The following is a 15197-nucleotide window of genomic DNA, read 5'->3' as shown; positions in this document are numbered from 1 at the left end:
TTTTTCGTTTTGTTTAAGAAAAGACCTTCTTTAATTCTGTTGTTTTCAGAAAATAATAAGAAATCATTCCGCTAGCTTTTTGCCCTTCATTCCAGAAATTTTTGTGGACAAAGCTTCCCTTTTTTCCTCAAACTGAACTCAAAAGAGCAATTGAGAAAATACAATTGTGGTCAGGAACTAAACTTTTGCACTGCACTAAGAATTTTTAATGTGGCCAATCAGTGTCAATCCATCTTTTTGTAGATTAAAGGAGGGATTCAAAAAAGCATTTCATGGAGTTTTCGCGAAGAGATTTTGTCAAAGGGGCTATGGCCTCTGGCCTGCTGGCAAAAGTAAGTCAAACCACGGCCAACGAGGTGTGGAAACCAACGGATGATTGGGAGAAAGTTAGAAAACAATTTCCGTTACAATCCGAAAGAATATATCTCAATAATGGCACTTTCGGGCCCTCACCAACTCCGGTTTTAGAAGCTATCAAAGCTTCCTTAACAGAAACCAATACCAGCGGTGAATACGGTCATACGACCGAGGCCCGAAAAGAACTCGCGGCATTTGTGGGAGCAAAAGAGGAAGAAATTTCATTGACCCATAATACCACCGAAGGTATCAATATTGTTTGCTGGGGGTTACCTTTAAAGGCAGGAGACGAGGTTGTTATTAGTTTGCATGAACATGTGGGCAATGCCCTCCCATGGTTAAACCGGGCAAAACTTCATGGGATAATTCTAAAGCCAATCATGCCGGGCAAGACGGCTGATGAAACTCTCTCTAATATTGAAGCCGCCATTACACCAAAAACACGAGTATTGGCCCTGCCTCACATTACCTGCACCACAGGTCAGGTCTTTCCATTAGAAGGCATTGTGGCTCTGGCCAAAAAGCACAATCTGTTTACAGCCATTGACGGAGCTCACGGATTAGGAACTATCAATCTGGATTTGCCAAAGCTTGGCGTTGACTTCTACAGCAGCAGTTGTCATAAATGGATGCTGGGCCCAAATGGCACCGGCTTTTTATACATTAAAGAAGAATTACTTGATACCCTGCAAGCCTATCATGTCGGAGCTTATTCAGACTCCGGCTGGGATATGTTTGCCAGCCCGCCTGAACTCAGCGGTTATAACCCCACGGCCCATCGTTTTGACTATGCTTCGCAAAGTACGCCTTTGTACACCGGGGCAGCGGCGGCCGCACAATTTCACACTGAAATCGGCAAAGCAAAAATTGAGAACCGTATCAGAGAACTCAATTCTTACCTTTTTGAGGGTCTCAAAGAATTGGGGAAATTTGAAATCCTCACTCCAGAAGAACCCAAGTCCCGAATCTGCATGGTCAGTTTTAAATCGCGGGACAAAGATTACCGTGAAATCGGGCGAATGCTCTCCAAAAATAAATTCAGAGTGCGGCTGGTACCTGAAAGCAAACTGGATGCCGTCAGAATTTCAACACACATTTATAACTCTTTTGAGGAAATTGACAGACTGCTGAAAGTCCTTGAAAATGTTTAGAACGAATACGTTAGAGTCGTTCTTAGATTAAAAGGCGTACCCGGAGTAAAGTGAATTTCCTCCACCGGGTTCAGTTCATTGCGAAGTCTCGACTCGGTGGCAAACTGTGTTTCATTCCAGCTGGTGTTGAAAAGATTTTGTACCTGTACGCCCAGTTTAATTTTGCCGAAAGCGTAATTGACATTGGCATCCGTTATCCAGTAACCCTCAGCTACCAGATTGTAATCTTCATTGGCAGGCCTGTTACCCAGCATACGGGTTTTCAATCCTGCTGAAAAGCCTTTGAAATCCATGAGGCTAAGACCGGCCGTCCAGGTAAATTGCGGAGCCAACGGTATGTAATTTTGCCCGGCCGGGTCATCAATGCTTCGGGCATTTGAGTAGGTGAAATCTGTATCAAAAAAGAGACTCTGAGCCAATTCTGCTCTTACGCTTAAATCTGCTCCCATCCGGCGTGTACGGCCACTTGGCTCTACAATACCTTCATCTCCCACGTAAACAAACTCCTGCTGGAGATAGAGATACCAAAGCGTAGGGTTGATCAACAATTTGTCAGAAACTTTCAGGATACTCCCCAAATCAGCACCAAAAGACCTAGGCAAAGTCTTTCTGCCGAAATTCTGCACGGCGGCACGGCTGTCGTTCGAGTGATACCCATAGCCGGTTTTAATGAAGAACTGTTGGTTCTTTTCGGTCTGATATACCACACTCAGTTTAGGACTGGCCAAAAAAGCCTGATCACTATTCATTGGACTTCCTGAACCCAAATTATCCCGATAATTGAAAAGAAACTGGTCTAATCTCAATCCGGGAATAAAAGTGAATTGAGCAGCACTTATCTCCGCATCCAGATTCACGAAAGCGTTGGTTTCATTGATATCGCCCAGATAAATATTCTCAAGTGTCAGTGTTTTATTCTGCGTTCTGGCCAGTTGATTTCCTCTGATTAAATCAGACCTTAAACCTGCTTTGATTTCATAATTGACACGTTTTGTTTCTTTACTAAAGGCCGTCTCCGCTCCAAAAAGGTTTCTGTGCTCTTTTTGTCTGATCTGATCACCGGCTACAGGATTTGCAGCAAAAAACGTGAAATTAGAATACAGCTCAAAGTCGTAATAAGTGTAGTAAGCCTTGCTATTCCAACTCCATTGATTTTGCAGAGCCTTGTCATAGGCTATGGTAGAATTCAGTCTTGAGGTAGCTCCGCCTTCAGTATCGTCAATCGCACCAAAACGTGTTATGAGACCACTGTTAACCGCTCTTTGCGGGATTTGCCCGGAGGCATTCCAGTCGCTGTCAAAATAGGAGCTACTGAACGTCAATTTGTCGTCTTGACCGGGACGTGTGGTTACCTTGGCCAGGGCATTGAACCTTCCCAGTTTTTGCGGAGACTCAAAAGGGCCGTCGTCATACAAATACTCGGTGGCCAGATAAGCGTCTGTTTTCCCGCTTTTTTGAGGGGTAAGATTAAGCATACCCACAAGCCTGCGGTGATTAAACTGACCGTATTCAAGTTTCACATTACTTTGGTCCAGATGGTCTTTGGTTTGAAAAGACACGCTACCAGCTGTGGCGAAGTTTCCCTGATCCGCCTTGTAGCTTCCTTTGGAGAACTCAACACCCTCTACGGTTTCAGGTATAACAAAATGCAAATCTGAATAGCCCTGACCGTGAGCATGAGAAACCATATTGACCGGCAAGCCATCTACGGAAATGAAAAGATCAGTGCCGTGGTCAATATCAAATCCACGAAGGAAAATCTGCTCAGCTTTTCCACCCCCTGCGTGCTGACCGGTAAACAAGCCGGGCACCAGACGGAGTAAATCCTGCGAAGAGTTTACCGGATTAGTTTGTAAATTAACATCTGCAAAAATGGACTGAGCATCGATGCTTCTTCTCACCTCTACGCCATCCAGAGATATTGTTTTTTGACTCAAAACGATATCGTTTGAGTTTTCACTTAAGACCAGATTGGCCTTTTCAAAACCCATCAAACTGACCTTAAGGCTATCGCCTATCTGACTCTCTGAGATACGGTACACTCCGTTAAAATCTGTATGGCTGTATGCCCCGGTTTGCAGGTTTTGAACCGTTACTCCTGGCAAAGGCTGGCCTTGCTCATCTGTGACTTTACCGCTGAAATTCTGCGACCAGGCCAGTTGACCTGTCAATGTAATTAAGATTATAAGTATCGTCTTCATATGGATTCTGTTTAAAATTGATTCACCCTTCTTACAACCACGGGCCCCAACTCATAGGCGGCATTCATCAGCTCTTTTTTGAGTTCAGCTACCTTGGCGGTTTTTCCGTTAGCTGCATAAATTTCTGCCACAGCCAATAGACTCTTGGGCTCGTAGGTTTTTTCTAACACTTCCTTCTCTGCCACGTTCAGAGCCTTTTCTTTTTGATCATTCAAAAGATAGGCTGATGCCAGCAACTGGTAAGACTGAGGCGTTGGTCGGTTAATAACTTCACGATGAGCCAATTCGAGTGCTTTAGCCGGGTTGGTCTCCATTAAAGAAACCAGATAGGCGTTATACATATCTCCGTAGGCAGGATTTGAAGCTAGCTGAATAAAGGTTTTCTCCAGATCTTCCTTTTGCTCTATATCTCCATTAAAATCAGCAATTTCTGACCTTAGCAGCAGATAATCAGGCACCGGGTGAGCCTGTTCCAAAGCAGCGAGAATCCGGCTGGCTTCTGCTGTGTTTTTTTCATGTGAGAAGTTAATCCAGGCGATACCTTTGAGGGCGTAATGGTAATGAGGATCAATTTCTAAAGTCTTTAAGTAATGTTCATATGACTTCTCGATTTTGCCAATATGCCCGTAAAAATCTCCGAGATTTGAATAAATCCAAAGTCTGAGGCCTTCATTTTTCATCAATTCAGCTTTCGCTTTCGCCAGTTCTAACTGGGCAACAGCAGCCTCGGTGTTTCCCTGATAATCAAGCCATTTGGAATATCTGATCAGGTAATGAAAATCGTCTTCGCTTTGAAAGCTTTTGAGTAATCTTTTGGCCTCATCGTATTCACCAAGCTCCATTTTTACATCAAAAAGCATTTTTTGCGTTGCTTCATGCCCTTCTCCCAAAGAATCGGCTTTTATCAAACAGTCGTTTGCTTCTCTGAATTGGTGGTGAGTAATGTACGTTTTAGCTAATGCCCGATACAATGGTGCACTGGATTCGCCGGTTTTGTCAACAGCCATTTGCAGGTTTTGGCGAGCATTATTGAGGTATTTTATATCTCCTGTTATATCAAAAAGCAGATTATTGGCTGCAGCCATTTTACTCAGATATGCATACTGATTGGGAGATTCACTGAATTTATCTGACCAGAAAGTAAGTTCTTCTTCTGCCAGTTTGATTTTTTCATTTTCACCTGAGGTATTCAGGTATTGACTGTAGTCGTCAGGATTTGTAATTGGTTTCTCTGGTGAGGCACAAGACAAAGCAATAGCACTCAACAGAATCATGTATAGCCGGTTCATAATCGTATTGTTGATAGGTTTGAGAAAAAAAAGGGGTGGATGATACACCCACCCCTGTAGCAATCTTTAGATTAGCTTTGATTAATTACCATGGACTCGCCAGATATGGGAATGAAGTATCAAAGGCTTTGTCGTTCGCGTTAACATTGTCGTCTGTCAATCCCGGATTTTCAGAGAAATCTTCACCTCCAAAAATTAGTAGTAACTCCACCGTGATCACATCATCCGCAAGATTACGCCCGGTTAGTACATTTGTACCGTCGTAGAAGGTAGTTGTACCTGTAGTAGATACAGTTAGAATATCTGTGGCTAATACTGAACCAAAAGTGTCTGCATCCAAACCAAGAGCATTGGCATCCCCCGGGTTAGCGTAGGCCGGGCTTAGTGCTCGCAGACCATCAGCAAAAGCTGAAGCGTACATGGCTCCCATTTGCGATGGAGGCGTTACGTTAAAATTGTCTTTCATGCCAGACGGCACAAAAACCGTATTGATAGCCGGACGGCCCATTTGATCTGCTGTCATATAGGTGCCACTGAAATCCGGACCATTATCAACAGGGTTCATCATGTTATCATCTTTATCGCAGCTGGTTAATCCCATGGTGGCCAGAAGGGCAAGGCCTAAAATGTTTCTTATTAACTTTTTCATTTTATATCTCTTTTAAATGTTTTTGATTCAATTATTTCTTCTTCGCTTCTACCCAGGTATTCAACGTTCCTGAACCTCCAAGGCTGGATTTTGGTACTTCTATAACCACTGACATCACATTAGAGCCGGCAAAAGTATCCGTGCCATTGGCATCAAACCCTGTAGCGTTACCTGCCAGAATATCAGTGAACTTACCAAAGTCAAAGAAGAACGGATCGTCACGCGGACCTGCAAAAGCCATCATCCCATTGTTAGATGCAGTAATAGCATTACTTCCGTAAGGAGTGATATCAACAGATACCGTATTGGTGGCGTTTTCCTGAACCATGCTGGTGGCACCAGGTGTACCGGGAGCTACCGGCCCGAAGAAGTACATTTTACCATCTCTTGGGATTGCCTGAATTACTAAATCCTCGACATTGTCTCCGGTGTTATCAATGTTAAACTCCACCATGACATTTTCGTCGAAACTGGCAGAACCGGTAGCAGACGGACTCAACAATCCCTGGACGTTAGCTACAAAGACCAGATTACTGGTGTTTTCCCCTTGAAAGGCGTAATAATCTGTGATGTCTGCGGTGGTACCCTGTACGGCCGGAGCATCAATGTGGTCTGCTGCTATAATGCCAAACCCGACAGCAGCTAAGGCCGCAACAGCTAGAAATTTCATAGACTTTTTCATAATTTTTTTGTTTTAATTAATGAATTCGGTCTAGGTACGAGCTGACACGGCTTTTTGGATCAAATTTTTATTTAATCTATCAATTTAACCCAATAAAAAGTTTATAACTAATTGTTTTTGAAGACTTTACACTACCTTCTTCTAAGTTGTCTTTTCTCAAGACTCTGAATAAACCTCATCAAATTTGACCTGTTTGAAGCCAAAGAATTCAGATTATTGGTGATGTTATTTTTCTGCACGGAGGCTATAGACCCGAAAGGTGAACTGGTTGGAATTTTGGAGTAGTAGTACCTCGACTTTAGTAGATTTTTCTCAGAAATTTCAAACATTTCCAGGAGCTCCTCTTTTAAAGCAATAGCCTTAATTTCATCTTCCGGCTTTTTGATTTCCTGAAATATTGCCGTCTTCTCTCCGATCTGATTGAGATAATTTAATCCCTCTTTCATGAAGTGATACCCTAATGAAGATTTGGCCATATCAAGGCTGGGGTCAAAGGCAATTGCTCTTTCGTAGGCCAGAATTTTTCGAATCTCCGGCTTAATAATAAAGTGCAACTCTAAGGTATCCTTATAATTGAAATTCCTGGCTTCATTTCTTTGAGGTGGCATCTCCTGATACAATCTGAACTCCCGTTGTGTTAGAGGATAATCCATGAGTTGCCATACCGGATCAAAAGGTAAATGCCTCCCAATAAAACTCTCTCCATCAGACAAATAATAGTCTTCATTTCGTCTTTTATGAAATTTCAGTTTGTCATATTCTACATAACCAGCACTCCAGGTAAGATCCAGCAGATACCATTTTTCATTCACCTTTACTGCATTCCAAGAATGAAGCATGTCTGAAACATGATGTCTGCCGGATGATGGGTCAACACTCTTAGAATACCCCGGAACCGTTTCGACGGGAACATCAATGGCCTTGCAGAGTTCAGTAAAAAGTATGGAATAGCCCATGCATACGGCCTTTCTGTCTCTCAAAACCACATCTGGCTGCTGCATTTCTACAAACTCTTCAACATTTCTACGGCCTGCCTTTTTATAGAGTTTGGTATCATATTCGATATTGTCAGTAATCCATTCATATAAGGCTCTTACCTGAAGAGAATCATCGGTAATATTACCAACAATTTCTGCTGCCAAAACGGGAACTGTCTGAGATTGAGCATTTAAAGTAATTGAAGCCAGAGTGAGGATTAGAATTGATAAAGACTTTGCCAACGTATTAAAATTATGTGTTTCTCAATGTTAGTCATAATAAACAGCCCTGCCAAAGTCTAAACACAAAAAAACGTGATCAAAAGACCACGTTTTCAATTCTATCTTCTCAAACACCAAAAGCCCCCTTTCGGGAGCCCATTGGCGTTTGGACTATGAAAATCCGGCTACAAAAAACTATACGTTTCCGATCACGTAAAGTTCTTCCAGTGTTGGGCTGGGAACGCCCCCTTCTTTTTCGAGTGTAATGGCAAAAGCACTTGGCTTACCACTTACTGCTTTCATAGAAAGCAACCTATCCTCAAAGTTGTTATCTAACATCCCCATGTCTTCCGGTCCGTTTTCTCCGATAATCCACAGCTGATACTGTTTACCCTCAGCAGGTTTCGGTAGATTATTAACAGCAAGCTGTACCGAATTATCTTCCTGGTTCCAGAAAACGGTCACGGCAGCGTCCGGTTTTTTCTCCGTTCCTGATAGCTTCACCACTTTATTCGTAGGGTTCTGAAAACTTGCCAGTAACTCACTTGACATATTACTTGCCTCCTCTAAAGTCTCTATTCTGGTCGCTAATTCATTCTCTCTGTTTTCCAGATTTTTATTTTCTGAATAAAGCCAACCCGAAACAGCCACTAAAGCTACCGAGGCAGCCAGCGAGAGCTTGCTCCACATCGGTATTACTCTTGCTTCGGGCGTCTCTTCCGGTGATTCTTCCTCAGTAATCTCAAGTTCTTCTTCCTCGGCAAAAGTCATCTGATCAAATATCCTTTCTTTAAGATCAGCCGGGGGCTGTTTCTCATAAAGACTGGCATATTTTCCTAATGATTCCTGTAACACGGTTATTTCTTGTTTTATCTCAGGGTAGGTCTTTGCCAAACACTCCATACCCTGTGCTTCGGTCTCTGAAAGGGTTCCTAAAACATATTCTTCCAGCAGACCTGATGTTTCTATGTATTCCTGAATATTCATGCTGCGTAATAAAGTTTAAGGTCCTTTAATGCGGTTCTTATTCTCGATTTGGCCGTACCCAATGGAATATTGAGCTTTTCGGCGGCCTCCTGCTGGGTAAACCCTTGAAGGTAAACCAAATCCAGCAGTATTTTCCTTTCGGGCCTTAGCTTGTCAACTATTCCCCTCAGGTCCATAGTGTTTACGTTCATTTCATCTTGGTTATTGGCATCTACCACTCCCACCTGATCGTCAATATCCACCATGTACTTGTTTTTTTCTTTTCGGTACAGGTCTATTGACGCATTCCGGGCAATGTTCATCATCCAGGTGAACAATCGCCCTCTCCCGGGTTCATAGTCGCCTATTTTTTTCCATATCTTCAGAAAAACATCCTGCATTAAATCAGCCGCTTTTTCTTCATCTTTTATTACTCTTGATATGACACCAAATAAGGCACCAGAGTAATTATCATAAAGATAATCAAAGGCCGATCGCTGATTTCTCTTCAACGCATAAACCAGTTGTTCTTCTTCTGAATATCTGTTTGTTTTTGTAGCCAAAATCTATTCAGTTTTGAGTTTATATAAATAAAACTTTTGTCCGTCATTTTGTCCCGCTAACCCTTAAGTAAACCGGGATTTGCTTTTCATAATTTGTGTTGATTTTCAAAATCTGTTTATGTACGTCTGGTAATAAAAAAGAGATCACGGTTTTAGATTTTTTTTTGAAGACAATCTGATTTGAGAGAATATTCAAATCAGATTGTAAAACAAATTTTGGACTTTACGGCTTTGATGAGACCTGATAAAGCTATTAAAGAGAAACCATAGCTCCCGTACATCCAAGGTTTTTTTTGAAGATTTTACAAGGAAATAATACTCGGTTTAACTTACTCTTAGAGATCAACCCAAATACTGCTGACCATTACAACTGTACTTTATAAGGATTGGCCGGTTTAAATTTAAAAGCACCTGAACGCTGACTATTTTAGAACTTTTCCCATAAAAAAAGCCCTTCCTGAAAATCAGGAAAGGCTTCTCTCGTATAATTTGGTTACTGATTACTCAGCTACTTCTTCAACTGACTCAGCAGCATCTTCCATAGTAGCAGAAGCAGAATCAACTACAGCTTCAGCAGCTTCCATAGTTTCTTCAGCAGCGTCTTCTACAACAGCAGCAGCCTCTTCAGTTTCTTCAGTAGCAGATGAACAAGCAGTGAAAGAAGCCATACCGGCAAGAAGGATAACAGCGATTAATTTTTTCATTTGAATATGATGATTAAAGTTTGAAAGCTTAAAATTTTCTTAAATTTTTAAATCCTGCAAGCGAAAGATCAAGAAAAAATTAAAATTTCCTTAAAATCTGTAAAAAGTACAAGTTAATCGACTTAAATGAATATCAGTTTTGTTGAGTCTTCATTTTATCGTACAATCCGGTACTTCTGAAGGTGAAGAGTCTGTGACCGAAAAAGTTAGCAATAAAGCTGCAAGCCATACCAGCTAAGTGAGAGCCTTTATCTCTGATGAATTCGCTGTAATCAGTAAAGTAAACGTTAGCAATCTGGTTTCTTACCAGAATGGAAACAACCTCCTGTACACCAAGTGCTAGCGTGGCAATAATGAAAAACTTTAACCACTCGCGGCGGGTATTGCCAGTAGACTTGGCTGAAAAAGCCCAGATTTTTGCAGGAATAAAGCTTACAGCCGTAGCAATCATATAGGCCCAGAAAACAGACCAGGCAAAGGCCTTATTGTCATTCATTCCAAAATTGACAAACATTGTCTTTAAAGGAATTTGTGAAAGGAAATTGACAATGGCTCCTAAAACGCCAGTCATGAAGAATTTTATAAATCCGCCAATTTCTTTCTTAGTGATATGCCTGGTTAGATTTCCCAAATAGCCATTTAAAATAGAGAACGAAGTATCCATGGAAATATTCCAAGAACAATCGTACCAAATGTGGTAATGGCAAATATAAACTTAGCAAGCGGATTAATTGTAATACTTTCAAGACTGGTCTTCTTTGACATACTCAGCAGTACCGGCTTGAAATAATAATAGATGGCTATAGCGGACATCAGCACCGCCATGATAATTACCCAGAATAATCCTGAAGAGGCCGCATCTCTGAAAACAAAGAATTTCCCCCAAAAACCACCAGTCAGTGGAATACCAGCTAAGGAAAGCATGGCGATGATTAGAACAGTAGCCAAAAAACCATTGTTCTGAGCCAGTCCTTTAAAGAGGTCGTTTTGCTCATAAACCCTTCCTTTCTCAATTCGTTCTTTTGAAACTACCATAAGTACACCAAAAGCAGAAATCGTAGCCAAAGTATATACCACAGAATAGAACATGATAGAGCCCAGAGCATTTTCATGATCTCCGAGAAGAGCCAGAAGCATAAAACCGGCATGAGAAATACTCGAGTAAGCCATCAGCCTTTTGAAGCTGTTTTGAGATACCGCTCCGATGTTTCCAATCATTAATGAAAGGGTAACCAAAACGGCAATCATGATCCACCAGAAGTCCTGAAGACCTGAGAAGGTTGTACTCAAAACTTTGAAAAGAGCTACAAAACCAGCCGTCTTCACAATGGTTGACATATAGGCTGTAAAGATGGTAGGTGCACCTTCGTAAACATCGGGTGTCCAGAGGTGGAAAGGTGCCGCAGCTACTTTAAACAGCATACCAATCAACATAAACGTACAACCAATCCACAAAAAGAAAGAGTTGTCTCCACCGATGAAAACGCCTGAACCGATATTGAAAGTACCCGTTGCTCCGTAAAACATGGCCATTCCAAAAAGCAGAATACCCGTTGCAAAAGCTCCCATTAGAAAGTACTTCAAAGCAGCTTCATTACCTCTGATATTTCTTTTATCTGCACCCGTTAAAACGTACATGGCAACCGAGAGAATCTCGATTCCAAGAAAAAGCATAATGAGGTTTTTAAAAGAAACCATCATGATAGCTCCAACTAAAGAAAACTGAACGATAGCGAAATACTCTGCCGGCTGAGCAAACTCAAAACGCTCAAAGCCTTCTGAGAAGCCCATGATCAAAATAGCCGAAATGATCAATATAGCCCAGAAAACAATACTGGTATTGTTCACCTGAAGCATATCATTGAAATAAAAACCAGGGGCGTTCCAGTCAATAAAAGCCGTAGCCAAAGCAATCAACAAAAAGGCGATGCTGGCCGGGAATACAATTTTCTTGTTCTCAGAGAAACCAAGAAAAAGTGTCAGAAGGCCGGTTACAGAAAGTGATATTATCGGATACATAATTTTATATCTTGGCCAATAGGTTTAAAAGAGCTTCAGAGGCAGGTTCTGAAACTTTCAATAAAACATTCGGGAACACACCCATAAGAATTACCAGACCTGAAATGATGGCCAGCGTCAGCTTTTCGATTCCACTTACATCTTCTACTGATTCGGTGAGTTCATTGCTTTCACCAAACATGGTTTTCTGGAAAAGACGAAGCATATACACTGCCCCGAGGATAATACTCAAACCTGCAATGATACCCAAGAGCTGATGTTTCTCAAAAAGACCTTTCAGCATCAAAAATTCACCAACGAAACCATTGGTCAATGGTAGTGCCACACTACCCAGCAGAATAATCATGAAGAAAATACTCAAAGCCGGAGCAGTTTTGTTTAAACCGCCAAGACTTGAAAGGCTTCGTGAACCTGTTCTTTCAAAAATGATTTTAGCGACGAAAAATAAGCCCACTGCGTTAACTCCATGAGCCAGCATCTGGAACACGGCCCCTTGCAAACCTTCAATATTACCACTGAAAACACCTGCGGCCATAAGCCCCATGTGTGCAAAAGAAGAGTAGGCTATCAATCGCTTGATGCTATCTTGCTTGATAGCGATGATAGAACCGTATATCAGACCAATCACCGCCATACCAATAACTATCACCGAATAATGCTCTGCAGCCCATGGCGAAAGAGGCAAGGCAATTCTAATCAAACCATAAACTCCCATCTTTGACAATAATCCTGAAAGAAGCATAGTAGCCGGTGTGGGCGAAGTAGTGTACGCATCCGGTTGCCAGGTATGCATCGGGAAAAGGGGCATTTTGATGGCAAACGCCAGAAGAAACGCCCAGAACAAAGCTCTCTGAACTCCAGAAGGCATGAACTCAGCCGTGGAGATCAAAGCATCCATATCTGCTGTCTGACCTTTTGAGTAAAGAAATACCAGAGCCACCAGCATGATTAGCGAACCGAAAATGGTGTAAATAAACATCTTAAACGATGCTTTTGAACTCTCTTTATTTCCCCAGTTCAATGCAATGAAATATGCAGGAACCAGTGCCGCTTCGAAAAAGAAGTAGAAAAGGAAAATATCCTTGGCAGAGAAAACACCTACCAAAGCCGATTGAGTCACGAGAATCAACGCATAGAGCAAATGCGACTTATGATATTCAATCTTTGAGGTGCTCAAAATAATCAGAGGAATCAGAACCTGACTGAGAGCGATAAGCAAAAGGCTTATGCCATCTACTGAAAATTTGAGAGCCAGATTCATTTCAGGAAGCCAAGGCTTATTTAGCGATAAAAGCTCCGTATTGCCGGCCTGATGCTGAATGGCAGCATAGATGAACACAACCAGTGAAATCAAACTGCCCAAAAGAGCAATGTTTTTACTCAGGCTCTGATTGTTTTTTCCTGCCAGGAGGCTGATCAAAGCACCAGCCAAAGGAATCAGAATTATAAGGTGAATTAACATCTATCTATTTGGTTTGAGCATTGAAAATTGAGAAAAACTGATCTGCTATTTCGGTGCCCATATTCAAGATCAAAATGGCCGCTACAGCAATGCTCATCACCAGAATATAAAATCCTGTGGAGCCCGTCTGTAGTTTAGTGCTGAGTCTATTGAGTAAAGATGTCAGGTCGCCGGTGCCTTCCACTACACGGTCAATGGCCTTTTTATCAATGGTACTGTAGAAAAATTGAGAAGCTTTTTCCACAGGCTTAACAAAGGCAATTTGATAAGCTTCATCCAGGTAGTATTTGTCAGCCAATACCTTTTTAATACCACCAAGTTGAGAAGGATCCGCCGGTTGAGTTTCTTTCTTCACATAAATAAACCATGCAACTCCTAAAGCGACAGCAGCTAATAATACGGAAAAGCCCATCAGCATCCACTCGGTAGAATGACTTAAATGAACCAATCCGAACTCAGGATTCACGGCTCTTGAACCATCATAAAGAGGACTAAGAAAATCTGCTAAAGCGTGAGGCAAATGGAATATTTCCGGGAAACCGATGAAGCCACCAACAATGGACAAACCAGCCAGAACAATCAGAGGGATGGTCATTGAAGAAGGCGACTCATGAAGGTGGTCTTCCTGCTCTTTGGTTCCTCTGAATTTTCCAGTGAAAGTCAGAAAGAACAAACGGAACATATAAAACGCCGTCATGAATGAGCCAACCATTGCCAAAGCCCACATGGCTTTATTATGCTCAAAGACATGTGCAAGAATTTCATCTTTTGAGAAGAAACCGGCAAAAGGCGGTAAACCGGAAATGGCAATTGTACCAATCAAGAATGTGGCAGCCGTGATCTTAATTTTTGACCAAAGACCTCCCATTTTACTGATATCTTGCTCATCGCTCATGGCGTGAATTACTGAACCCGCACCTAAGAACAAAAGTGCCTTAAAGAAAGCATGAGTGATCACATGGAAAAAGCCGGAAGTGTAAGCCATTACACCAAGACCAATAAACATATAACCCAGCTGACTCACTGTGGAGTACGCCAATACTTTTTTAATATCGTTTTGGAAGAGGGCAATTGAAGCCGCCAAAAGTGCAGTCAATGTGCCTATCCAGGCAATGAATTCAAGCGTATCCGGTGAAAGCGTATACAGCACATTGCTTCTCACCACCATATAAATACCTGAAGTTACCATGGTGGCAGCGTGAATTAAAGCTGAAACAGGTGTAGGACCAGCCATGGCATCCGGCAGCCAGGTGAAAAGTGGAATCTGAGCGGATTTACCCATCGCCCCGATAAAGAGACAAAAGGTAATGAACATGATAGAAATGTTACCCATTTCTAAACCCTGAGCCTGCTCAAAAACCGAGAGATACTCAAGTGTTCCAAACTGACGAATGATTAAAAAGATACCAATCAGGAAACCGAGGTCGCCCACACGGTTCATGATAAACGCCTTACGTGCAGCATCGCCAAAATCTGAACGTTTATTCCAGAAACCGATCAAAAGGTATGAACAAAGACCAACGCCCTCCCAGCCAATGAACATGATGAGGTAATTAGCTCCCATTACTAAAAGAAGCATAGAGAACAGGAAGAGGTTCAGGTAGGCGAAAAACTTGCCGTAGCCCTCGTCATGACTCATATAACCCTTTGAGTAAAGGTGAATCAGTGTGCCCACTCCCGTAATGATGAAGAGCATGATAATGCTCAACTGGTCAATTTGAAAAGCAAAAGAGATATTCAGCCCTCCAACAGTAATCCAGTCAAAAAGCGGCTGAATGATGGTTTGGCCATCAGCCTTAAACTGGAAATAAACCAGTACAGTGGTGATGAATGATAACAATGCGGCTCCAATTCCTACCGGGGCCACTATTGCTTTTGGAATTTTCTTATAGCCAAGTCCATTGATCAGGAAACCAATCAGTGGAAAGAGCGGAATGAGTGCTATTAATGACATA

Annotated in this window: 13 protein-coding genes; 1 reads left to right on the top strand and 12 read right to left on the bottom strand. The window is 42.0% G+C overall.

Annotated elements, in window-relative coordinates; translation table 11 throughout:
- Positions 1-272: 272 nt before the first annotated feature.
- Positions 273-1508 carry an aminotransferase class V-fold PLP-dependent enzyme gene (locus AFM12_RS18150; protein WP_055151427.1) on the top strand — a complete coding sequence of 412 codons (1236 nt, stop codon included), beginning with the start codon at positions 273-275 and terminating at the stop codon, positions 1506-1508.
- Here the strand turns inward: AFM12_RS18150 and AFM12_RS18145 are convergent.
- From AFM12_RS18145 to nuoL, 12 genes are all read right to left on the bottom strand, one after another.
- The gene (locus AFM12_RS18145) at positions 1505-3709 is read right to left on the bottom strand and encodes a TonB-dependent receptor (RefSeq protein WP_055151424.1); all 2205 of its coding nucleotides are present in this window, start codon (positions 3707-3709) and stop codon (positions 1505-1507) included. The two genes, AFM12_RS18150 and AFM12_RS18145, sit on opposite strands and share 4 nt — an antisense overlap.
- An 11-nt stretch (positions 3710-3720) precedes the next feature.
- Positions 3721-4998 carry a tetratricopeptide repeat protein gene (locus AFM12_RS18140; RefSeq protein WP_055151421.1) on the bottom strand — a complete coding sequence of 426 codons (1278 nt, stop codon included), beginning with the start codon at positions 4996-4998 and terminating at the stop codon, positions 3721-3723.
- 85 nt (positions 4999-5083) lie between these two features.
- Positions 5084-5647, bottom strand: coding sequence for a DUF4331 family protein (locus AFM12_RS20010; RefSeq protein ID WP_082391411.1), 564 nt, complete (start codon positions 5645-5647; stop codon positions 5084-5086).
- 31 nt (positions 5648-5678) lie between these two features.
- The gene (locus tag AFM12_RS20005) at positions 5679-6329 is read right to left on the bottom strand and encodes a DUF4331 family protein (RefSeq protein WP_055151418.1); all 651 of its coding nucleotides are present in this window, start codon (positions 6327-6329) and stop codon (positions 5679-5681) included.
- 131 nt (positions 6330-6460) lie between these two features.
- The gene (locus tag AFM12_RS18125; protein WP_055151415.1) at positions 6461-7549 is read right to left on the bottom strand and encodes a transglutaminase domain-containing protein; all 1089 of its coding nucleotides are present in this window, start codon (positions 7547-7549) and stop codon (positions 6461-6463) included.
- 174 nt (positions 7550-7723) lie between these two features.
- Entirely contained in the window at positions 7724-8515 is a 792-nt protein-coding gene (locus AFM12_RS18120; protein ID WP_055151412.1) for an anti-sigma factor, read from the bottom strand.
- Positions 8512-9057: an RNA polymerase sigma factor gene (locus AFM12_RS18115; RefSeq protein ID WP_082391410.1), complete on the bottom strand. Its 546-nt coding sequence runs from the start codon at positions 9055-9057 to the stop codon at positions 8512-8514. The genes AFM12_RS18120 and AFM12_RS18115 overlap by 4 nt, the downstream gene beginning before the upstream one ends.
- Before the next feature lie 500 nt (positions 9058-9557).
- Entirely contained in the window at positions 9558-9761 is a 204-nt protein-coding gene (locus AFM12_RS18110) for a hypothetical protein (protein WP_055151409.1), read from the bottom strand.
- Positions 9762-9894: 133 nt separating this feature from the next.
- Positions 9895-10425 carry a GtrA family protein gene (locus AFM12_RS18105; protein WP_082391409.1) on the bottom strand — a complete coding sequence of 177 codons (531 nt, stop codon included), beginning with the start codon at positions 10423-10425 and terminating at the stop codon, positions 9895-9897.
- Positions 10401-11780 (bottom strand): NADH-quinone oxidoreductase subunit N, encoded by a 1380-nt coding sequence (locus AFM12_RS18100; RefSeq protein WP_055151406.1) that lies wholly within the window; start codon positions 11778-11780, stop codon positions 10401-10403. Before AFM12_RS18100 ends, AFM12_RS18105 begins: the two co-directional genes overlap by 25 nt.
- A 4-nt stretch (positions 11781-11784) precedes the next feature.
- Positions 11785-13242: a complex I subunit 4 family protein gene (locus AFM12_RS18095; protein WP_055151403.1), complete on the bottom strand. Its 1458-nt coding sequence runs from the start codon at positions 13240-13242 to the stop codon at positions 11785-11787.
- A gap of 4 nt (positions 13243-13246) precedes the next feature.
- Positions 13247-15196, bottom strand: a complete 1950-nt coding sequence (nuoL, locus tag AFM12_RS18090) for an NADH-quinone oxidoreductase subunit L (protein ID WP_055151400.1) — start codon at positions 15194-15196, stop codon at positions 13247-13249.
- Position 15197: the final 1 nt, after the last annotated feature.

The sequence above is a fragment of the Jiulongibacter sediminis genome (assembly GCF_001306455.1).
Lineage (GTDB): Bacteria > Bacteroidota > Bacteroidia > Cytophagales > Spirosomataceae > Jiulongibacter > Jiulongibacter sediminis.
This window is presented reverse-complemented; position numbering and strand designations above follow the sequence as displayed.